The sequence below is a fragment of the Pseudomonas sp. PB106 genome (assembly GCF_009764645.1).
Taxonomy (GTDB): domain Bacteria; phylum Pseudomonadota; class Gammaproteobacteria; order Pseudomonadales; family Pseudomonadaceae; genus Aquipseudomonas.
On the sequence record NZ_RWIM01000034.1, the window covers coordinates 1 to 22,446 of the forward strand.

A 22,446-nucleotide genomic window follows, 5' to 3' on the forward strand; every position below is an offset into this window, starting at 1 on the left:
AGCTCCTACATTTGGAATGCATTTTCCCTGTAGGAGCTGCCGAAGGCTGCGATCTTTTGCTTTTAAGGGCGACGCTGTCGCATCAGATGTTTAAAACCTTCAAACACCAGCACAACCACCGCCAGCCAGATCGGAATATACGTCAGCCACTCACCGGACTTGATGCTCTCACCCAGCAACAACGCCACGCCGAGCAATAAAACCGGCTCAACGTAACTCAACAAACCAAACAGGCTAAACGGCAGTAAACGGCTGGCAATGATGTACACCACCAGCGCCGAGGCACTGATCAAACCCAGCAGCGGGATCAGCCACATCAACCCCGGGTATTGATCGAACACGCCAAAACCTTGCTCACCCCCACGCACGAACCAATACGCCACCGGCAGCATCAGCGTCATGTCGACCCACAAGCCGCCGAGGTGATCGGTCTTCAGGTATTTGCGCAGGACGAAGTAAAGCGGATAGCCGACCACGACCACCAGTGTCGCCCAGGAAAACCCGCCGACCTGATACAGCTCATTCAACACACCCAACGTGGCGAAGAACACCGCGATTTTTTGCAGGTACGACAGGCTTTCGCCGTAGGCGATCCGCCCCGTCAGCACCATGGCCAGCGGCAACAGGAAATAGCCTAGCGACACATCGAGGCTGTAACCATTGAGCGGTGCCCACATGAACAGCCACAACTGCACACCAAGCAGGGCGGAAGAGACGATCAGACCGGCGATCAATTTTGGCTTCGCGGCCATCAGCCGAACCAGTTCCAACACCCGTCGCCATTCGCCAGAGACCAGCATGAACACGGTCATGCACGGCACCGTCAACAGCATCCGCCAGCCGAAAATTTCCACGCCGCTCAACGGGGTGAGCAGCGAGGTGTAGTAATACATGACGGCAAACAGCACCGAGGCCGAAACCGATAAAGCGATACCTTTAGACAAACTGTCCTCGCGGGTGGGTGATCAAACGGGGCGCGAAGGATACGTGGTTTTCGTGCTGAATATTGGCCGGATGGTCATTATTTTCAACACATACACATGAGCAATTGTAGGAGCTGCCGAAGGCTGCGATCTTTTGATCTTTAAAAAAGCAACATCAAAAGATCGCAGCCGTCGGCGGCGCCTACAGGAGAAAATCAAGTCAAGTGAGGTTTACGGCCCGACACAAAATGGCTCACATCGTTGAACCCCGGTGTTGACGCATGCCCCGGTGTCACCAGCGAATCGATAAACGCCTCATCCTCCGCTGTGATCTTCACGGCTTGCGCCTTGGTGTACGCATCCCACTGTTCTTCTGTGCGCGGCCCGACAATCGCTGATGTCACCGCGCGGTTGTTCAACACCCAGGCAATCGCAAATTCAACCATGCCAACGCCACGTTGTTCGGTGTACTGATGAATCTGCTGGGCAATGCGCAGCGATTCCACGCGCCATTCGGTTTCCAGAATGCGTTTGTCCTGACGGCCGGCGCGGCTGTTGGCATCCGGTGTAACGTCCGGCGCGTACTTGCCGCTGAGTACGCCGCGCGCCAGTGGGCTGTAAGGCACCACGCCGAGACCGTAGGTTTGCGCAGCGGTGATCTGCTCGGTTTCCGCCTGACGATTGACGATGTTGTACAGCGGTTGGCTGATCACCGGACGATCAACACCGAGTTGATCGGCGATGCGAATGACTTCGGCAATCCGCCAGCCGCGATAGTTCGACAGGCCCCAATAGCGAATCTTGCCTTGGCGAATCAGATCGCCAATCGCCGAAACGGTCACTTCCAGCGGCGTGTTGTGGTCTTCGCGGTGCAGGTAATAGATGTCGAGGTAGTCGGTGCCGAGCCGAGTGAGGCTGGCTTCCAGACCATTGAAAATGTGCTTTCGGCTCAAGCCGCTGCGGTTCGGTACGCCGTCCACCGGGCCGAAACCGACCTTGGTGGCCAGCACCCACTCATGTCGATGGCGGGCAATCGCTTCGCCAACGATTTCTTCAGAGCGACCCTGGGTGTAGACGTCGGCGGTGTCGATGAAATTGATGCCCTGATCCCAGGCCTTGTCGATGATGCGCAACGAATCTTCAGCGCTGGTCTGCTCGCCAAACATCATCGTGCCGAGGGTGAGGGTGGACACCTGCAAACCCGAATGCCCCAGTGTGCGATAGCTCATGCCGAAATCCTTTTGTCGGTGGAAAACCTCAACAAATAACAGATGCGTAACAGGGCGCAAAGTGAATTGTTGCGGCATTTAAACGCAAAAAGATCGCAGCCTGCGGCAGCTCCTACAAGGAACACATTCCAAGGTAGGAGCTGCCGAAGGCTGCGATCTTTTGATCCTGCTCTAGTTATTAAGCCCGCAACGTCCGCGTCATGCGCAGCGCCAGCAGACTACCAGCGACAATCACACCCGCCAGCAGATACAACGCCGCATCGGTCGAACCGGTGCTGTCCTTGACCCAACCGACCAGGTACGGGCTTAGGAAACCGGCCATCTGCCCCATCGAGTTGATCAACGCCAGGCCACCGGCCGCAGCGCCGGCACTCAACATGGCGGTCGGCACTGGCCAGAACATCGGCAGGCCGGTCAGCGCACCCATGGTCGCGATGGTCAGACCGAGAATCGCAATCGCCGGATTGGCCGCGAAATTCACCGCGATGACCAGACCGATCGCGCCCATCAACATCGGCACGACCAAGTGCCAGCGACGTTCTTTGCGCAGATCCGCCGAGCGACCGACCACCAGCATGAACACCGCCGCCAGCAGATACGGAATTGCGCTCAACCAACCGATCACCAGGTTATCGCTGAAGCCGAGGTTTTTGATGATCGACGGCAGCCAGAAGTTGATCGCGTACACGCCACTCTGGATGCAGAAGTAGATCAGGCCGAACGCCCAGATTGCCGGGTTCTTGAACACGGCGATCAAAGAATCGGAAGTGGTTTTCGGCTTGTTCGCCAGGTCTTCGGCCTGATCCGCTTCAAGCACTGCGCGCTCGTGCGGGGTCAGCCATTTGGCATTGGCGAAGCTGTCGCTCAGCAGGAAGTAGGCGAGGGCGCCGAGGATGACGGTCGGAATGCCTTGCAGCAGGAACATCCACTGCCAACCGGCCAAACCACCTTGCCCTGCGGCGAAGTGGTTGAGGATCCAGCCGGAAAACGGGCTGCCCAGCAGGCCCGAAACCGGGATTGCCGACATGAACAACGCCATGATCCGGCCACGGCGGAAGGTCGGGAACCACTGCGAGAGATACAGCACGACGCCCGGAAAGAACCCGGCTTCGGCCGCACCGGTAAACAGGCGCAGGGTGTAGAACTCGGTTGGGGTGGTAACGAACAACAGGCAAGTCGACAGCGTGCCCCAGGTAATCATCATCAGCGCAATCCAGCGCCGAGGACCGAATTTGGTCAACGCCAGGTTGCTCGGTACGCCACACAATACGTAGCCGATGAAGAAGATGCCGGCACCAAGGCCGTATACGGTTTCGCTGAATTTCAACGCGTCGAGCATCTGCAGTTTGGCGAATCCAACGTTGACCCGGTCGAGGTAGTTGAACAAGTAGCAGATGAAGATGAAGGGGATTAAACGCAGGGTGACGCGTTTATAAACGGCATTTTTATCGTCGTCGATGGTCTGGGTAGCTGCGGCGCTGTGCGACATAGCGGCTCTCTCTTTATTATGATTTTTTGCGATGCAAAGGGTAACGTTGATCGCCCTGAGAGTCTCGGCCAACCTTGGCAGGATTGTCTTTGTGCCTGAGCACAGGGTTTGCCGCCAGACCCTGTGCGGGTGAACAACTGCCAGCGCCAGAAAATAAGGATTGCCGCCGTTATGTTTGAACTCGATCACGACCTCGCCCAGGACATCGTCGACCGGGCCATGGCCATTTTGCCCTACAACGTCAACGTCATGGACAGCCAGGGTCTGATCCTCGGCAGCGGCGAACCGGAGCGCATCAATACCCGTCACGAAGGTGCGCAACTGGTGCTGGCCAACGGTCGCGTGGTGGAAATCGATGCGCAGACCGCCGTGCATTTGAAAGGCGTGCAACCGGGGATCAACCTGCCGCTGCTGCTCGATCAACGCCTGATCGGCGTGCTCGGCATTACCGGCGAGCCGGAACAGCTGCGCACCTACGCTGAACTGGTGCGCATGACCGCCGAAATGCTCGTCGGCCAACGCAATCAGCAGGCCGAGCAGCAATGGCGCCGCCAGCGCTGCGACGATCTGCTGGCATTGCTGTTGAGCGAGGCCGGAGATTCGCCACGACTGATTGATGAAGCGCAGCAACTAGGGCTCAAGCCGCAACTGACGCGGGTGCCGTACCTGTTCGAGCTGGGCCTGGAACATGGGCCGGGACAAACCGTCGATGCGCTGAGTGCCTGGTTGACCTCGCGCTATCCGGACAGTTGGTGCGTGAGCTCGGCCAAGTCGTCGCTACTGTGGTGTCGGCCGGCGAGCCACAACGTCGAGCATGATCGGCTGTTGGAAAAACTCGACGGTCTGGGCTGGAACATTTTGCGCATTGCCGTCGGCGGCCAGGCGGATGGCTTGGCGGGATTGCGTCGCTGTTATCGGCGGGTCGGCGATTTGCTCGCTTATGGCCGCGAAGTGTTGCCGCATTCAAGGTTGCTGACGCTCAACCGCTATCGGTTGCCGGTAATGCTGTGGCGCCATCGCAATGATGATGCGCTAGATGAATTGCTCAAGCCGCTGCGCAAGGTGATCGCCAAGGACGGCAACGGTCAGTTGCTGGCGACGCTGCGCAGTTGGTGCGAACACGACGGGCAGAGTCAGGCGTGTGCGGAGGCGTTGGGCATCCATCGCAACAGTCTGCGCTATCGGATGGAGCGGATTGCCGAGTTGAGTGGGGTTGATCCACTGCGGCTGGATGGGATGTTGGCGCTGTATCTGGGGGTGCAGTTACTGCCGCAGACTGATCCATCAGCCTGAGGTGTTCTTGAGGGCGCCATCGCTGGCAAGCCAGCTCCCACAGGGGTTTATGCTAAACACAGAACTTGTGAACACCTCAGAAACTGTGGGAGCTGGCTTGCCAGCGATGGCGGCATCACAGCCACCACCCATTCCTCGGTCTTTGTGAAAATGAACAATAAACGCCCCAGCCGCTTGTGCAGCGGACCGGCGTCAATGCGCAAGCCGACTGGCAGCATGAGGAGCATTGGAACTGGAGAATTCGCATGAAGATCGTCATCGCCCCCGATTCGTTCAAGGACAGCCTGAGTGCCCAAGGCGTAGCCGATGCCATTGCTTTGGGGCTGGCGCAAGTCTGGCCGCAAGCCACATTGGTCAAATGCCCAATGGCCGACGGTGGTGAAGGCACGGTCGAGTCGATTCTTGCCGCCTGCGAAGGCGAACTGCGCCGCACCCGCGTGCGCGGCCCGCTTGGCGCGCCGGTTGACGCCGCGTGGGGCTGGTTGCCGCACAACCACACCGCGATCATCGAAATGGCTGAAGCCAGCGGCTTGCAACTGGTGCCAACGGGACAGCGCGATGCCTGTATCACCAGCACGTTTGGCACCGGCGAGCTGATTCGTGCGGCGCTGGATGCCGGCGCGCAACGGGTGATTCTGGCGATTGGCGGCAGTGCGACCAACGATGGCGGTGCCGGGGCGATGCAGGCTCTCGGTGTGAAATTGCTCAATGCCCAAGGGCAGGCGTTGGTGCCGGGCGGTTTGGCCTTGGCACAACTAGCGCGACTGGATCTGAGCGACCTGGATGCGCGGTTGGCCGATGTGCGTTTCGATATCGCCGCCGATGTGAACAATCCGTTGTGCGGCCCCCACGGCGCCTCAGCAATTTTCGGCCCGCAGAAAGGCGCCTCGCCGGCGCAGGTGCAGCAACTCGATCAGGCGCTGGGGCACTTTGCCGACCTGTGCGCCGAGGCGCTGGACAAAGATGTGCGCGATGAGCCGGGCTGCGGTGCAGCGGGTGGTTTGGGGTTTGCGGCCAAAGCATTTCTTGGCGCGCAATTCAAAGCCGGGGTAGAAGTGGTCGCCGAACTGGTCGGCCTCGCTGAAGCCGTTGAAGGCGCGGATCTGGTGATCACCGGCGAAGGCCGCTTCGATGCGCAGACCTTGCGCGGCAAAACCCCGTTTGGTGTGGCGCGAATAGCCAAGCAACACAACGTACCGGTGATCGTGATCGCCGGCACTTTAGGCGAGGGTTATCAGGAACTCTACAACCACGGCATCGACGCGGCTTTCGCGGTGACCAGCGGCCCGATGACCCTGGAGCAGGCCTGCGCAGAAGCACCGCGCCTGTTGCGCGAACGCGCGACCGACATCGCCCGGGTTTGGCAACTCGCCAGCAAAAACTGACCCGCCTCTGTAGGAGTTGCCGAAGGCTGCGATCTTTTGTTTTTTATAGCAAGATCCAAAGATCGCAGCCTTCGGCAGCTCCTACATCAAGATTGGAATCACAGTGTTTCATCCTTGAAACACCCTGAAAAATAGTTCTCCTTGACCCGCAATCTTCCTAAAGCCTGGCCGATACAGCTAACAGGCGCGCACACCACACCCCCAAACAGTGACGCCGGACCGAAGCCCTTAGCGGGCCAGTGATAACGGCATGGACGCTCGTAGTTTTTATCTTCCGAGAGTCCAACTATGTCCTTGCGTAACCTGAATATCGCGCCCCGTGCCTTCCTCGGTTTTGCCTTCATCGCCTTGCTGGTAGTCGTCCTCGGCGTGTTCGCCGTCAACCGCATGTCGATCATCCGCCAGGCTTCGATCGACATGGAGTCGACGCAACTGCCCAGCGTCACACATCTCGCTGTGGTGACGGAAAACGTCCTGCGTCTGCGCATCCTGTCGTTCCGCGTGTTGGTCAACCGTGAACCTTCAGGTTTGCAGGAAGCCCAGACCCGCATCGCTGCGTTGGTCGACAAGGTTCGCAGTGCCCAGGCCAGTTACGCCGCACTGCCGGCGGGCGCGGAAGAACGTGCGTTGTATCAGACGTTCGCCAGCACGCTGGACAACTACCTGCAAGCGCAGAGCCAGATGATGGAGCTGTCACGTCAGGACAAAATCGATGAGCTGCGCAGCCTGATCAACACGCGGATCAAGGATGGCACCGACCAAATGGGCGAGCAGCTCAACAAGCTGATTGCGATCAACGCCGCTGGGGCAAAAGCCGCCTCGATGCAGGCCGGTGAAAAATACGACAGTGCGATCTTCGGCATCGTCCTCGTCGCCATTGTTGCTGCGCTGGCCACCGTGCTCCTGGCCTGGTTGTTGACCCGCAGCATCGTCACGCCATTGAACCGCGCGGTCGCCGCTGCGCGCACCATTGCCGAGGGCAACCTGACCAAGGTCATCGAAATCGATGGCAACGACGAGCCGGCGCGTCTGCTTGAAGCCTTGGCCGCGATGCAGACCAACCTGCGCAAAACCATCGAACAGATCGCGGGCTCGGCCACGCAACTGGGCGCCGCTGCCGAAGAGCTCAGCGCGGTCACCGAAGAAGCTTCCCGTGGCTTGCAGCAGCAGAACAACGAGATCGAACAAGCCGCCACGGCGGTCAACGAGATGACCGCTGCCGTTGAAGAAGTTGCTCGCAATGCGGTGTCGACTTCAGAAGCGTCGAACCAATCGACTCACGCCGCGCGCGAAGGTCGCGATCAAGTGGTGAAAACCGTCGACGCGATCCAGACCATGACCCACGACGTACAGAACACTGCGCAAATGATCGAAGGCCTCGCCACCCAAGGGCGCGACATCGGCAAGGTTCTCGACGTGATCCGCGCCATCGCCGAGCAAACCAACCTGCTCGCACTCAACGCCGCGATTGAAGCCGCGCGCGCCGGTGAAGCCGGTCGTGGTTTCGCCGTGGTGGCAGACGAGGTGCGTGCCTTGGCCCATCGCACCGCGCAATCGACCCAGGAAATCGAAAAAATGGTCGCCGGCATTCAGAACGGCACCGGCGAAGCGGTTTCGTCGATGCAGCAGAGCAACCAACGCACCCAGTCCACCCTGGAAATGGCCCGTGCGGCTGGCGTTGCGCTGGAGCAAATCACCCAGTCGATCCACCAGATCAACGAGCGCAATCTGGTCATCGCCAGTGCTTCGGAAGAGCAGGCGCAAGTCTCGCGGGAAGTCGATCGCAACCTGGTCAACATCCGCGATCTGGCCACGCAATCGGCGGCCGGGGCCAATCAGACCAGCGCCGCGACCCACGAACTGTCACGACTGGCAGTAGATTTGAATGCGATGGTGGCGCGTTTTGTGATTTGAGATAGGGTGAAGGCTGGAGACCGCGCCATCAGGAGACGTACATGCGCTATTCAGCCTTGACCCAACGAATCGCCGGGGAAGGAGCCGCTGCCTGGCAGATTCACGATCGAGCACTGGAGCTGCGCGCCGAGGGGGTTGATGTTCTGTTGTTGAGTGTGGGCGATCCGGATTTCGATACACCGCTGCCGATCATTCACGGTGCCATCGACAGTCTGTTGGCGGGCGACACGCATTACTCCGAAGTCCGTGGTCGCGTGGCGCTGCGCAAATTGATTGCCGAGCGCCATCGGCGCCACAGCGGTCAGGTGGTCGATGCCGACCATGTGATCGTCATGCCCGGCGCGCAATGCGCCGTATATTCGGTCGCGCAGTGCCTACTCGATCCGGGCGATGAGGTGATCGTCGCCGAGCCGATGTACGTCACCTATGAAGGCGTGTTCGGTGCCTGCGGCGCGACGGTGGTGCCGGTGCCGGTGCGGCCGGAGAACGGTTTTCGCGTCGACCCGGCGGACGTCGCGGCACGGATCACGCCGAAGACCCGCGCTATGTTGCTCAACAGTCCGAACAATCCTTCTGGCGCGAGCCTGTCGCTGCTGATCTGGCAGGAACTGGCGGCGCTGTGCGTGCGGCACGATTTGTGGCTGATCAGCGACGAGGTCTACAGCGAATTGCTGTATGAAGGTCAACACATCAGCCCGGCGAGTTTGCCGGGCATGGCTGAACGCACCGCGACGATCAACAGCCTGTCGAAATCCCACGCCATGACTGGATGGCGCATCGGCTGGATGATCGGGCCGAAATCCTTGGCCGAGCATTTAGTCAATCTGTCGCTGAGCATGCTCTTTGGCTTGCCGGACTTCGTACAGAAAGCCGCGGAAGTTGCGCTGAAGTCGGACCTGCCGGAAGTGACGCAGATGCGCGAGGAATATCGGCTGCGTCGGGACCTGGTGTGCGAACGATTGCAGGGGTGTCCGGGGTTGTACCCGATTCGCCCCGACGGCGGCATGTTCGTGATGGTCGACATACGCCAGACCGGGCTCGGCGCCCAGGCATTTGCCGAGCGGCTGCTGGAGGGATATGGGGTTTCAGTGTTGGCGGGAGAGGCGTTCGGGCCGAGTGCGGCGGGGCACATTCGTATCGGGCTGGTGGTGGATCGGGTGAAACTCGCCGATGCCTGCGCGCGGATTGCGCTGTGTGCGGCGCAGCTTCTACAGGCGCGCAGTGCCTGATGTTTGGCGTTGCCTGTTGATCGTTCCCACGCTCCGCGTGGGAATGCCTCAAGGGACGCTCCGCGTTCCAGCTTCCAGAAGGGACGCAGAGCGTCCCGGGCTGCATTCCCACGCAGAGCGTGGGAACGATCATATAAGGCAATAAAGATCTCAGCCCTGCCAAACCGATGGATTCACCACATTCGCCGGTTTCTCTCCCTTTAACGCAGCCAACAAGTTTTCCACCGCACACCGCGCCATTGCTTCGCGCGTCTCATGCGTCGCCGAGCCCATGTGCGGTGTCGCCACGACGTTGTTCAACTGCAACAACGGCGAATCATGACTCAACGGCTCACGCTCAAACACATCCAGCCCGGCCGCACGAATCCGTTGATGACGCAGCGCATCAATCATCGCCGCCTCATCGACAACCTTGCCTCGCGAGATATTGATAAAGATGCTCTCCGGCCGCATCAGCGCGAATTGCTCGGCGCCGATCAAACCTTCCGTCTGCGCGGTCAGCGGCAAGGTCAGACAAATGAAATCGGCCTGCTGAAGCAGATCCTCAAGGCTGCGATATTGCGCATCAAACCGCGCCTCGACCGCCGGTTTGCGCGACTGGCTGTGATAGAGCACCGGCATGCCAAAACCGAAATGGCCACGCTGGGCCAACGCCTCGCCGATGCGGCCCATGCCGATGATCCCCAGCGTCTTGCCATGCACGTCGGTGCCGAAATGCGCCGGGCCGATGTTGCGGCTCCATTGACCGCTACGCACCATGTTCGCCAATTCGACCACGCGCCGGGCGGTGGCGAGGATCAGGGCAAAACCGGTGTCGGCGGTGGTTTCGGTGAGCACATCCGGCGTGTTGGTCAGGAGGATCTTGCGTCGGGTCAGGTAGTCGATGTCGTAGTTGTCGACGCCCACCGAGACGCTGGCGATGGCCTCAAGCTGCGGCGCCAGATCGAGTAACGCGGCATCCAGTTTCAGGCTGGCACCGAGCAGACCGTGGGCGCGGGGCAGGGCGTCACGCAGTTGCATGAGGCCGTCGGTGTCGAGGCTGTCGATCAGCGTGACCTCGCACTGTTCCTGCAAACGCGCCATCAGCGCTGGCGACAGTTTCTTGTACAACACGACGTGTTTTTTCATGGCAAAAGTCTCTTCAGGAATGCGCCGGCACGGCACGCGTGGCGACGGCTTTGGCGACGACGCGATCACTGGCGCCGGGCTTGAGGAAAATGGTCAGCACCACCGACAGCAGCAACGCGCCGCTCATCAACAGGTACGAAGCGCCAGGCGAACCGGTGGAACTGTTCAGGTAACCGACCAGATACGAGCCGCCAAAGGAACCGAGCGCGCCCATGCTGTTGATCAGCGCCATCGCGCCGCCGGCCACGTTGGCCGGCAGAATCTCCGGGACAATTGCGAAAAACGGCCCGTAAGGCGCGTACATGCAGGCGCCGGCAATCACCAGCAAGGTGTAAGACCACCAGAAATGTTCAGCGCCCAGCGCGTACGAACCGTAGAAGGCAATCGAGGCGATCAGCAGCGGCGGCCAGACAAAGCGTTTGCGCTTCTGCAGTTTGTCCGAGCCCCATGACACCGCGAGCATGCCGATCACTGCCGCCAGATACGGCAGCGCCGACAGCCAGCCGGCTTCGATCATGTCCATTTGCGCGCCGGCCTTGAGGATCGACGGCAGCCACAGCACGAAACCGTAAACGCCGATGCTCCAGCAGAAAAACTGCAGCGCCAGAATGATCACCTTCGGTGACCGGAACGCTTCGGCGTAATTCTTCACCGCTTTGATGCCGACCTGTTCTGCAGCCAGAGCACTTTCGAGATCCTGCTTTTCCTGCTCATTGAGCCACTTGGCCTGAGCCGGACGGTCATCGGCGAGACGCCACCAGATAAACGCCCACAGCACCGCCGGCAGGCCCTCGATGATGAACATCCAGCGCCAGCTGAAATGCTGCACCAGATAGCCCGACACCACCGACATCCACAACATGGTCACCGGGTTGCCGAGGATCAGAAAGGTATTGGCGCGCGAGCGTTCAGCGCGGGTGAACCAATGGCAGAGATAGACCAGCATCGCCGGCATGACCGCCGCTTCGACGACGCCGAGCATGAAGCGAATGACGATCAGCCAGTAAGCGTTGGAGACCACACCGGTCAACGTGGCGAGGCCGCCCCAGAGAATCAGGCTGACGAAAATCAGTTTTTTCACGCTGTGTTTTTGCGCGTAGATCGCTCCTGGAACCTGGAAGAAAAAGTAGCCAAGAAAGAACAGTGCGCCGAGCAGCGAGGACAGGCCCGGGGTAATCATCAGGTCGGCGGCCATGCCCGAGGCGGCGGCGAAGCCGTAGTTGGCGCGATCGAGATACGCCAGGCTATAGGTGATGAACACAATCGGCATGATGTACCACCAGCGGCGGGTGGCGAGGGTTGCGGTTTTCATGGGTGTTGCTCCTGAGCTTGTTGTTTTTGTCGCAGCAGGTTCAATCAACTTCTCGTTCCCACGCTCTGCGTGGGAACGCCTCTAAGGACGCTCTGCGTCCTCTGTGACGCAAAGCGTCACGGGTTGCATTCCCACGCTGGAGCGTGGGAACGATCGGTGTAGTTCTGCCCGGCTCGGCAAACCCTCCATATCCCCGCGACTCTGCACCGCACGACTGCCAATCCAGTTCGCCCGCTGCACCGCCTCGGCAAAACTCTGGTGTTCGAGCAACGCGCTGATCATCCCGACGGCGAAGCCATCGCCGGCTCCGACCGTGTCGACCACTTTGGCCACCGGCACCCCGGCGACAAAACCTTGAGCCTGATGAGTCCGGTAGTAGGCGCCTTCCGGCCCGAGCTTGATCGCCACCGCCTCAGCGCCTTGATCGAGATAAAACGCCGCAATGTCCGCCGGGTCTTCAAACCCGGTGAGTAAACGGCCTTCGCTTAATCCCGGCAAAACCCAGTGGGCGAGGGCGGCAAGGCGATTGATTTCTCGGATCATTTCGCGCTCGCTGGCCCACAGGCTCGGTCGCAGGTTAGGGTCGAGGGAGACGCTGCGACCGGCGTTGCGCATGCGCGTCATCAGTTCGAAGGACATCTCCCGCGCCGAGGCCGACAGGGCCGGCGGAATGCCGGTGGCGTGCAGATGCCGGGCGCTCAGCAGGCTGGTCGTGATTGACTGCGGCGACAGATGACTGGCCGCCGAGCCGCGCCGGAAATACTCGACTTGCGGGTCGCTGCCATCGTCGCTGCGCGACTTGAACTGGAACCCGGTCGGGTGATCTTTATCGACGGCGACATGGCTGCAATCCAGCCCTTCCTTGGCCAGTGTCTGCACCACGAAGCGCCCGAGCGAATCATCGCCAACGCGGCTCAGCCACGCGACGTTGAAACCCAGCCGCGACAGCCCGATTGCGACGTTGCTGTCGGCCCCGGCAATACGCTTGTGGAACTGCTCAACCGCAGCCAGATCGCCGGTCTGCTCAGCGACCAGCATCGCCATGGTTTCGCCGAACGAAAGAATATCGATCTCAGACATGGGCAGGCTCCAGACGGGATTGGCCAAGGCGGGCGAGGGCGGCGACATGCTCGGTGGTCAGTTGCACCAGATCATCGCCCTGCAACGGGTATTCAGCGGCGCGCATAACGCCTTGGGCCATATGCCGCAGGAGTTGTTCCCACAGGTGCAGGTCGCTAACGGCGGGTGGCACCGCGACCAATTTGCCGTCGGCGCGTCGGGCCACAGCTTTGCAATGCACATAGCCGACATGCCGGCCGAGCAGGCGCGCAGCGCTGGCGGCGGACTGGTCCTGCCACTGCCAGTTGCCGATGTCGAAGGTCATTTTGATCGGCAGATTGTGCTGTTCGACGGCCGCAAAGAAGCGCTGGAAGGGTTCGATGCGTCCGCCGTGCAAAGTCTGGTCGTTTTCCACCAGCAACTGCACCGGGCTGTGTTTCAAGCGTTCGGCCAAGGCTTGCAGATCGTTGGTGTCGGTGAAGTAGCCGAGGGACACTTTCAACCATTTCGAACCGAAGGCTTCGGCCTGTTGCAGGGCGGTGATCAATTCAGGATTGGGTTGCGCCTGGCCGGCAAGCCACAGTTCTGTCGGTGAGGAATAAATGCTCTGCAGCCCTTGCGCCTGGGTGGCTTGCGCCAGTTGCGTCGGGTCTTCGCGAGTCAGCAGCTCTTCGCGCCATTCGATGCGGTTGGCGCCAGCGGTGGCCAGCACCTCGATGAACGATCCTTGGCCGCGTTGGCGGACAAGCTCGGCGCCATAGCTGGACAGGCTGATGGAAACGTCGGGTTTATTCATTGTTATCGACCTCTGAAACCGGTTTCATTTTTGTTCAAAAAAATATTCGGGGTTCTGTTGTTCTATCGGGCCTCATCGCTGGCAAGCCAGCTCCCACAGTTATTGGGGATATACAGCAATCTTGTGTACAACCCGGATCCTGTGGGAGCTGGCTTGCCAGCGATAGCGTCAGCTCAAACACCACGAATCCCAAGGGTCGACCCACGCTCAACCAACACCGGCGCAAAATCGAGTCTGCGAGCCGCCGTATCATCCCCACGCAACCGCTTGAGCAAACACTCAAACGCCCGCGCGCCAATCTCTTGCGTCGGCTGGGCCAGCGCAGTAATCCCGCAGCCCACCAACGGATACCAATCCAGATCATCCAGAGCGATAAACCCCAGATCCTTGAACAACTCGAAGCCGATCTCGCGCAGCGCAGTGGTCGCGGCCAACGCCGCCACACCATTGGCGCAAAACAGCGCTTTCGGGCCATTCGTAGAGGTGTTTAGAAAGGTTTGAAGATGGGTAGCCAGTTCCACGCCTGTTTCGACGACAGCCCCGGCCAACTCTGAACGCTGCGCTATCTGCGCCTGGAAACTGCTGACCCGTTCGATCCGCGAACTGGTCCCGTCATACGGCTCAGTCACCAGCAGCACATCGCGATAGCCACGCTGCTCAAGATGCACCAGGGCCATCTCCACGGCTTGCGGGTTGTTCAGGCCAATCATGTCGCTATCGAGCCCATCGACCTTGCGATCCACCAGCACCAGTGGCATCTCGCGGTGAAGTTCATGCAACTCGTCACGGTGATGGCCAAGTGTGTTCACGATCAGCCCTTCGATGTTGTAGGAGCGCAACAGCGCCAGATGCTGGCGTTCCTGCTCGTCATCGCGGTCGGTGTTGCACACCACCAGGCTGTAGCCGTGCGCACGGCAGGCGGTTTCCACCCCGTGCATCACGGCAATTGAATAAGGGTTTCGGATATCGGCGACCAGCATGCCGATCAGGCGGGTACGGCCGCGTTTCAGGCCGCGAGCCATTTGGTTAGGGCGGTACCCGAGCTCGTCAATCGCCTGTTCGATGCGCAGGGCAATGGCATCGGAGAGGAGGGCGCGGTCTTCGCCGATGAAGCGCGAGACGCTGGCCTTGGATACGCCGGCGCGTTCAGCGACGTCGAGCATGGTCACGCGGCTGCGCTGGGCGGTGGAGAAGTCGTTCATCGAGGCGGCTATTTTCTTGTTGTTGGAGTATGTGAAACATCATTGAAACCGGTTTCAGGAAACACCAATCAATGTGGCTGCGTCAAGGTTCGTCGATCAATGGACGAATCACACCATGGCTTGTTTCCGACGAGCGGTCGCTTTACCTGTCAGATCTGACAGTAGGCAAAGGCATCAATCAGGTGCCTAATTTCAGTAAGCAAAATAACTCGCAAAACGCGTCCTGATTAAACCGGCAGGAGAAGAATTGATGGATTCGGCAAGCAGTTCGTTGCGCAATCAAGTTCCGACCAAGCGCCGCATCATATTGTTTGCTGACCCACTTATCATTGATGGTGTAACTGCAGCAGATGGTTATATACCTTTACCCATCCTGTTGGCAGGCACCAAAGCACGTATATTTCCATGGGCAGAAACCTCGTTTGACGACACTCTTGTTGTTTATTGGGAGCAGGGCGGGGCTACTCAGGAAATTTACCGCAGGAATCGACCGATAGGGCCTCTACCGCCTGTCTTTGAGGTAGACATCAGCCCCGGGTTAATGGCAAATAACGGTATCGCCTTTATTTACTACGTTATTACGGCGTTCGGGATCGACGATCCGTCCCCGCATAAACAGTTAATTATCGATCATTCACAACAAGATCCGGTGACAGATCTTCCCGAAGTGGATTTTGTAAAACCTGTACCGACGCTTTGGGGATATTACAATTGTGACTCTTCAGAGCTGGATAAAGGTGTGAGTGTAAAAGTTCCGCCTTTGCCGGTGGCGCAGGAAAGTGATGAGTTGACCATTGAATGGTCTGGCTACAAGTCGCTTAATGGTTACGCTGGCGCAAACGACGAACTGGTTGTAAGCGAGGCTTTTTTTAGTTCAGTACACACTTTGTCCACTGCTGATGTAGAAAAGGGCCTAACCCGGTTTTTTCCATATACACCCTGTGTTCAACCTCTGGTGCATGGCACTAACTCCGCACTGGTGGTTTATCGAATAACTCGCAAGGGTGTATTAGTCGGCAGTTCATTACCGGCACTGATAAAGGTTGACAGAAGAAGGCCCGGGCAAAGTTTGCCGTGTTTTGCGTGATGATGCAAAGAAGTGATGTTTCTTAAAGTCTCTACGGTAAGGATGAGTGTTCGCAGTAATTCCTGCCTGATGAGCATCTGGCCTGACGGCTTTAATATGGAGATCATTGCAATGACAGCTCAAGAGAAAGTCCCTGGTAACATTGGCAAACGGTCGATTGGCGTGTTGGCAGATCCACCGAAAATCGCTGGCCTGATAAACGAGACCAATCCACGTATCCTCATTACTGAATTGAACAAAACCACTATCAGGTTCACCCTCGAATCGCTAAGTGAAGGACTTGCGGGTGGTGGGAGTATGTGGGTGTATGGACGGCAAGGGACTCAACCGGAAGCCGAATGGGGCCGGACATCTTTGCCTGAAGATTTTGCTGCGAATCCCCCGCCTTATCATGTTGATGTCGAAACGCGTTTGCTCAGAGACATACCGAGTGTAACTGGACCGACAGAATACCAGGCCCGCTTTGAGATCATTGACGCATTGGGTCTTCAGGATAATTCCGAACCTGTCACTTTTTTTGTGGATAGAAATGCACCCTATTACGTGAAGAATCCGTTCTCCAGGTCCTCACCTCCTGCGGCGTCTTATGTAAACCTGGATATTGCTGGCGGCGAGGTTATTAATGATGCGTGGGTTGCAGCCAATCCGGGTGGATTAGTGGTAAGAATCCCGGTCAACTACCCAAATCGTCTTGCTAATGACACTGTCTATTTTTGTTTGGGCGAGCGTTCGGGTACGACAATAACCCTACCTGTAGTTTATAACGGTGTGGTCTCCGGTGCCGGAGAGTTCACTATTTCTGTCGATGATTTGAAAAGTCTGCCAAACGCATCGTTGTTCCAGCGATATAAGCTGTTTGATGCCCCCGGTAACCCTTCACAGGATTCCGTTGTAGCGGGTGCAGCAGTTCTGCCGATCAGGTTTTTGCCGGATCCGATTCTGTTTGATCCAAGGGTTCCCGCTACAGATCCGAATAACACGGTTGCCATCAATCTCGGAAGTTATGCTATTGAACCTCCAAAGGTTGTCATTGATTATCCAACCCATGGTGATCCTTTTGATGTCATCCAGGTCACCGCAGACATTGAGGTTGCGGGAAGCGATGCATTAGGCCCTCTTCCAGGTCCGTTTGAGATGCCGTTAAATTATGCGCTTCTTGATACAGTAACCAGCGGGGCGACTGCAGAAGCCGCGGTAGATATTCAATATACTCTTACTCGTGGACCGGGCCCCGATATCCCTTCCGGCACAACAACAATATTTGTGAATTTCCTGTTCCCCGGTCCAGCGCCTGACGACTTGCCTATTTTGGAGCATGACAACTTGCCGCCCGTTGTCGTCACCGGCGATAGCGGTACGAAGGATAATCTTCTGCCTCAAGACCGGGACAAGGACGTTACGTTTACAGTGCCAGCAGCTGGATTCCCTGCATTACTGGAAACGGCCCTTGTAACGTACTACTGGAATGGTGCAATCATTGGAACGAGCCAATTGGCTGATGGTGATACAGAAACATCGCTAAAGGTCGGTTTTTCGGTGATTTCGCCGGCGGGGCTTGGGATTATTCCTGCAACCTATACCATCGAGTATCCGGGCAACCCGAATGTGATGAAACGCCTCACACCCACGGCTGTAAACGTTCAAACGTTTGATATCAATTTCTTACCTCATACTGGCCCGTTCATCAGATTGAATAATGAGCTTTATGTCAGCTGTACCAGTATGGAGCCGAGGACGGGTACTGGTCCTATCTATACGGTCCCTCCGTTGAAGGTTACAGTTCCGGGCGGACAAACAGACCTTCCCACAGGGCGTGATGTCACAATCCGGATGCTCGCTTGGGAAGACAAAGGTAAAACGAGGCCGATCGCGGGAATCGATGTGTCGGAAACAAAACCGATTGCCAATACAACTGATCCGCTCGTGTTTGACATTGACTGGGCTCTCTTTAAAACGGTTCAGCAAGCGACCCCGGTTACAACACCGCTGACGTTCTATTATGTCGAGATTTGGTATCAGGTCGTGCTAGGCGGCACAACATTCAAATCTACCCAAGTGATGCATCCAGTGCGCGTACGTAACACCAGTAGCGTCTATTGTGATGGCCTTCCACCAACGGTAACTCGACCATAAATGAGTGGACTGTCCGCTCGACGGATAAAAGCCGTCGAGTGGACGAATTTTTCCTACAGAAATTCCCGATATTGCAGATTAATCGCCATTCATCATCGGATTATTCCTACATAAAAGAGGTGCGTTCGACTGTAGTCTTCTTCGCGCTTTTCCTCCGCGGCCTGATACGAACAAGGCTCTTTTCGCGTTGAAATATAGGATCACCCACATGCGTATTTATTCTTCTTCCAGCCCGGATCGCGGTACACGGGTATCTTTTCTCACGGCGATATTCTTGGTTTACACAGTGTCTGATGCGAATGCTGGCGTGTTACTGCCAGGGCAAACATTAACAATTGATGGCACTACACCCATTGAGGCTTGGACGCTTGATCCCACTTCAACCCTGATAGCCGACGGTGCTGAAACGCTGGAAATACGAACAGTGGGTGCATCGGTGCAGCTTAACGCCACTAATACACAAGTTCTCAATCTTGATCGTCTGTCAAACCTCACTATGACCGGCGGCTCCGCGGTCAACGGTTCGGGCTCAGGTGCGGCGGTCAATTTATTCAGCAGCAACGCGTCCATCACTGGCGCCAATTTGTCCAGCAATGCAACAGGGATACTGTTGAGCAGAAACGTCCAGGATCAAGTGGGTTCGCAAGCGGTGCTGACTCGCACCACAGTGACAGGCGATGTATTGGGTGCCCAGGTGAATGGGCTCGGAAATCTCGCCCTAATGGACGGAACCACTGTTACAGGTACAGGAGTGAATGCCGAAGGTGCCCGCTTGTTGAATGGCACAATTGCAATGTCCGATAGTGCCATCATCGGTACTCAGTCGGGGTTGCGTATCGGAACTGAACCCTCGCGTTCAGAAACGTCGAGCGTAATTTTGAATAACTCACGCATCGAAGGTAAGACAGGCTCGGCGATCATCGTCGATTTTCTTAATATTCAAAACGCCAAGGCCGACATTAATGTATTAAATGGTTCGCAGTTGATTGCCGGTAACGGCACATTACTTGAGGTTAATGATGGCGCGCGTATCAACCTAACTGTCGATAGCAGCACGTTAGACGGTAATGTCATTGTCGAGCCAGGTGCAACTACGCAGATTCGCTTGCAAAATTCTGCCCAGTTCAACGGGGATCTACAGAATGTCGAGAATCTGGTCATAGATTCGCGAAGTTCTTTCAGCGGACATTTCCAAGCGTTGGCCGGGAGTGGTGCAACCGTTTCGGTTGACAATGCATCGCGCCTTGACGGCGACGTGAATAACATCGCGCGCTTTGTTTTGGATAACGGCAGTGTGATGACTGGCAACGTGTCGGGCGACCTCGGCTCAAATGTCATTCTCAATAACAACGCAGTACTGACAGGCAGAATCGACAATTCGACCAACCTGAATGTAAGCAACGCTGCGCAGTGGAACATGACTGGTAGCTCAGCAGCGCAAAATCTGACGCTTAGCAACGGTGTGGTTCGTATGGGAGGTCAAGATACATTCGAGCGACTCGACGTGGTCAACCTCAAGGGTAATGGCACCTTTGTGATGGGCACGGATCTCAACACCGGTAATTCCGATTTCCTCAATGTCACTGGCAATGCTACTGGTCAGCATCAACTGTTGGTCTCGGCAAGCGGCCAAGATCCGGTATCTGCTCAAGATGTCAAAATCGGAAGTGTCGCTTCCGGGGATGCACAGTTTTCGTTGGCAAATCGCCAGGTAGATGCGGGCGCGTTCACTTACAAGTTGGTGAATGAGGGGAACGGCTTATTACTCCGGGCCGACCAGGAGACGGTCAGCACACCCACCAATGCAGCGTTGGCCATTGCCGGCAGTGCGGCGAGTATTGCATACGCCGGAATGACGAATCTGAACACGCGAATGGGCGATCGCCGGCTCAACAATGATGTGCAGGTGAGCAATTCCCTGTTTAGCGGTTCGCCAGCACAGAACCTCAGCAACAGTGTCTGGGTTCGCTCATATGGCAACCAGTACAGTGTGGCGAATGCTTATGGTGATGGTTATACGCAAAATCAATACGGTTTCTCTCTGGGGGCCGACACACAGGTCGATCTCGGTAGCCATCAATGGCTTCTCGGTGCATTTGTTGGATCGAGCCGCACGAACATGGATCTCAAAGCGGATTCAACGGCTGTCATTGACAGTCTGAACGCAGGTGTTTACGGCACATTGCTCAACACCGAGAGCGGCGTCTACATCGACGTCGTGGGGCAGGTCAGTCAGTTTGATAACGAAGCCAAAATCACCATGAGTGATGGTTCCCGGTCTAAGGGTAATTACAAAACCCTTGGTGCTACTGCCTCGGTGGAAGTGGGTAAACACATTCGACTTGAAGGTGACTATTTCGTGGAACCCTCGGTTCAGATTGCGGTAGCCGTAGGACAAGACGAGACCTATCACCTGGACAATGGGCTAGAGGTGAATGCAGACGGGATGCGCTCAGCGCTTGGTGAACTGGGTGTTGCCATTGGCAAGAAGATGGTCTTGAGTGATGGTAGTGAGTTGCAGCCGAGGTTCCGTGTAGCAGTTAATCACGAGTTTGTTTCGAGCAATCGGGTTGAGGTTAATGGCAATGACTTCGACAATGATCTTTCTTCTACCAGTGTGAAATATGGTGCAGGCGTCAACTGGGTGCCTGCTCAGGCCAGTTGGCAAGTTTTCGCAGAGGTTGGTGGCAGCCAAGGCAGCAGGATAAATCAGGACTGGAGTGGCAGCATGGGTGTCAGCTACTCGTTCTAAACTCAAAATAAAACCCCGACTTATATGTCGGGGTTTTTTGTGTCTGCTGGAAATTTACCCATTGTAGATATCAAAGTCACCGTTAATGTTGAGCGTTTTAGTGTCGTCGGTATCAGATTGAAACGTACCAATAAATTTTGCTTTAAGGGTTTCTGGATTACCGGATTCGATAATTTCAATGTGGCCCTCAGTGGCTACATAGGTTTCCGGCAGGTCAAAATTGGAAGCGTCTGAGTATTCGAGATGAACCGGATGGGCATCCTGATTTACGGCATAGACGCCGGACGTAAGTGCTGCCGGAATGAGAAATGTAAAGTACTTGTTCACGCTGCGCGGCATTCGCGCCGAGCCTTTCTCGACGGCCACGACTTTAAGTGAGTTGGCGAAGTCGGGGTGCGGTTTTTGCGGGATTGTGACCGAACGCTCGATTGCCGTGAAGGGATTTCCGTTGATATTGGCTTTAAAGTATTTGCCTTCTGCGAACCGTTTGGTAGTGACACTCATCGTCGTATCCTCTGTCCGGAAAGTAGTATCCACTGATCAAACCAAGGCCTGCCCGTGGATACGTTATACAACCGCAATTGAGGCCTTTCGTATACTGTCAGATATTACAGTTGACTTTTTGAATTGTCTTGATGCGAGTTTCTTGATGACGTTCGAATCAAGGCGCTGGACGGATGAGTAATAAAACTCCACATAAAAACGCTGACAAACACTGCCGGCTCAACCAATAGAGTGTTACTCACGCGTCCTCAACCAAATAGTCCTGCCGCAATATTGATCGAGAAACCCAATATCGCCGTATTGAATACAAACCCTATCAACGACTGCGCTAACACGATCTTGCGGATATCCCGCGTCGCCACGCCCACATCCGCTGTTTGCACTGCCACGCCGATGGTGAACGAGAAGTAGAGGAAGTCCCAATAGTTAGGCGTCGTCAGGCCCTCGGCAAAACGCAATGCCGGTTCCTTACTGTCGCAGGTGTAATAAAGCCTGGCGTAGTGCACACAGAAAATCACCCCGATCAGCAGCCATGAACCAATCACCGTCAGCGCGGTGAAGCCGTAGTGCATCAGCTTGCGTGTGGTTTCCAGATCCTTGCTGCCGGCCAGTTCGAAGGTGATGGTGGCGAGACTGGCGAGGGCGGCGATGCACACCACGAACAATACCAGTCCGGCGTTTTCGTCCTCGACTTCGGCGATGCGTTTGACGTCTGGAGCCTTGGCGCGGACTGTCAGCCAGAACATCAGGATCAGGTACGTCCAGACACCGACGTTCCAGCCGATGAGGATTTTGCTGACGATGGAATCGGCGGGAGCCAGGAGACCGGTGGCGAGGCCGAACAGGGCGGCGGCGGACAGGCGAGGGTGGGTGCGGGCGAGGAAGCGCATGGGGACTCACGTTGGCGAACTGTCATTGCACCATAGCGCACGCCATCGGGCTTTAGTAGGAGCTGCCGCAGGCTGCGATCTTTTGATCTTATAAGAGCAAAGTCAAAAGATCGCAGCCTGC

Annotated in this window: 17 protein-coding genes; 7 read left to right on the forward strand and 10 right to left on the reverse strand. The window is 56.9% G+C overall.

Annotated elements, in window-relative coordinates:
* Nucleotides 1-62 precede the first annotated feature (62 nt).
* From rarD to EJA71_RS05555, 3 genes are all read right to left on the reverse strand, one after another.
* On the reverse strand, nt 63-944 hold the full coding sequence (gene rarD, locus EJA71_RS05545) for an EamA family transporter RarD (protein ID WP_158955014.1): 882 nt from the start codon (nt 942-944) through the stop codon (nt 63-65).
* A gap of 194 nt (nt 945-1,138) precedes the next feature.
* Nucleotides 1,139-2,152, reverse strand: a complete 1,014-nt coding sequence (locus EJA71_RS05550; protein WP_158955016.1) for an aldo/keto reductase — start codon at nt 2,150-2,152, stop codon at nt 1,139-1,141.
* Nucleotides 2,153-2,330: 178 nt separating this feature from the next.
* Nucleotides 2,331-3,641 (reverse strand): MFS transporter, encoded by a 1,311-nt coding sequence (locus EJA71_RS05555; RefSeq protein WP_158955018.1) that lies wholly within the window; start codon nt 3,639-3,641, stop codon nt 2,331-2,333.
* Between the two features lie 171 nt (nt 3,642-3,812).
* On the opposite strand from EJA71_RS05555, the gene EJA71_RS05560 reads away from it, so the two are divergent.
* From EJA71_RS05560 to EJA71_RS05575, 4 genes are all read left to right on the forward strand, one after another.
* The gene (locus tag EJA71_RS05560; RefSeq protein WP_158955020.1) at nt 3,813-4,934 is read left to right on the forward strand and encodes a sugar diacid recognition domain-containing protein; all 1,122 of its coding nucleotides are present in this window, start codon (nt 3,813-3,815) and stop codon (nt 4,932-4,934) included.
* A gap of 245 nt (nt 4,935-5,179) precedes the next feature.
* On the forward strand, nt 5,180-6,319 hold the full coding sequence (locus tag EJA71_RS05565) for a glycerate kinase (protein ID WP_158955022.1): 1,140 nt from the start codon (nt 5,180-5,182) through the stop codon (nt 6,317-6,319).
* 288 nt (nt 6,320-6,607) lie between these two features.
* Nucleotides 6,608-8,233 (forward strand): methyl-accepting chemotaxis protein, encoded by a 1,626-nt coding sequence (locus EJA71_RS05570; protein ID WP_158955024.1) that lies wholly within the window; start codon nt 6,608-6,610, stop codon nt 8,231-8,233.
* 41 nt (nt 8,234-8,274) lie between these two features.
* Nucleotides 8,275-9,462: a pyridoxal phosphate-dependent aminotransferase gene (locus EJA71_RS05575; RefSeq protein ID WP_158955026.1), complete on the forward strand. Its 1,188-nt coding sequence runs from the start codon at nt 8,275-8,277 to the stop codon at nt 9,460-9,462.
* A 150-nt stretch (nt 9,463-9,612) separates the two neighbouring features.
* On the opposite strand, the gene EJA71_RS05580 is transcribed toward EJA71_RS05575, so the two are convergent.
* The 5 genes from EJA71_RS05580 to EJA71_RS05605 all read right to left on the reverse strand — a co-directional run bounded on the left by EJA71_RS05580 (nt 9,613) and on the right by EJA71_RS05605 (nt 14,959).
* Entirely contained in the window at nt 9,613-10,590 is a 978-nt protein-coding gene (locus EJA71_RS05580) for a D-glycerate dehydrogenase (RefSeq protein ID WP_158955028.1), read from the reverse strand.
* A 13-nt stretch (nt 10,591-10,603) separates the two neighbouring features.
* Nucleotides 10,604-11,902: an MFS transporter gene (locus EJA71_RS05585; protein ID WP_158955030.1), complete on the reverse strand. Its 1,299-nt coding sequence runs from the start codon at nt 11,900-11,902 to the stop codon at nt 10,604-10,606.
* 81 nt (nt 11,903-11,983) lie between these two features.
* Complete coding sequence (locus EJA71_RS05595) at nt 11,984-12,982, reverse strand: sugar kinase (RefSeq protein WP_256671478.1); 999 nt, start codon at nt 12,980-12,982, stop codon at nt 11,984-11,986.
* Nucleotides 12,975-13,757: a sugar phosphate isomerase/epimerase gene (locus tag EJA71_RS05600; RefSeq protein WP_158955032.1), complete on the reverse strand. Its 783-nt coding sequence runs from the start codon at nt 13,755-13,757 to the stop codon at nt 12,975-12,977. Before EJA71_RS05600 ends, EJA71_RS05595 begins: the two co-directional genes overlap by 8 nt.
* 173 nt (nt 13,758-13,930) lie before the next feature.
* Nucleotides 13,931-14,959 carry a LacI family DNA-binding transcriptional regulator gene (locus EJA71_RS05605; RefSeq protein ID WP_158955034.1) on the reverse strand — a complete coding sequence of 343 codons (1,029 nt, stop codon included), beginning with the start codon at nt 14,957-14,959 and terminating at the stop codon, nt 13,931-13,933.
* Between the two features lie 250 nt (nt 14,960-15,209).
* On the opposite strand from EJA71_RS05605, the gene EJA71_RS05610 reads away from it, so the two are divergent.
* The 3 genes from EJA71_RS05610 to EJA71_RS05620 all read left to right on the forward strand — a co-directional run bounded on the left by EJA71_RS05610 (nt 15,210) and on the right by EJA71_RS05620 (nt 20,931).
* Nucleotides 15,210-16,046, forward strand: a complete 837-nt coding sequence (locus tag EJA71_RS05610) for a hypothetical protein (RefSeq protein WP_158955036.1) — start codon at nt 15,210-15,212, stop codon at nt 16,044-16,046.
* Nucleotides 16,047-16,061: 15 nt separating this feature from the next.
* Complete coding sequence (locus EJA71_RS05615) at nt 16,062-18,179, forward strand: hypothetical protein (RefSeq protein ID WP_256671479.1); 2,118 nt, start codon at nt 16,062-16,064, stop codon at nt 18,177-18,179.
* Between the two features lie 208 nt (nt 18,180-18,387).
* Nucleotides 18,388-20,931 (forward strand): autotransporter outer membrane beta-barrel domain-containing protein, encoded by a 2,544-nt coding sequence (locus tag EJA71_RS05620; RefSeq protein ID WP_158955038.1) that lies wholly within the window; start codon nt 18,388-18,390, stop codon nt 20,929-20,931.
* A 54-nt stretch (nt 20,932-20,985) separates the two neighbouring features.
* On the opposite strand, the gene EJA71_RS05625 is transcribed toward EJA71_RS05620, so the two are convergent.
* Together EJA71_RS05625 and EJA71_RS05630 are read right to left on the reverse strand one after the other, a co-directional pair.
* Nucleotides 20,986-21,435, reverse strand: coding sequence for a hypothetical protein (locus EJA71_RS05625; protein ID WP_158955040.1), 450 nt, complete (start codon nt 21,433-21,435; stop codon nt 20,986-20,988).
* A 248-nt stretch (nt 21,436-21,683) separates the two neighbouring features.
* Nucleotides 21,684-22,325, reverse strand: a complete 642-nt coding sequence (locus tag EJA71_RS05630) for a DUF1345 domain-containing protein (RefSeq protein WP_158955042.1) — start codon at nt 22,323-22,325, stop codon at nt 21,684-21,686.
* Between the last annotated feature and the right edge of the window lie 121 nt (nt 22,326-22,446).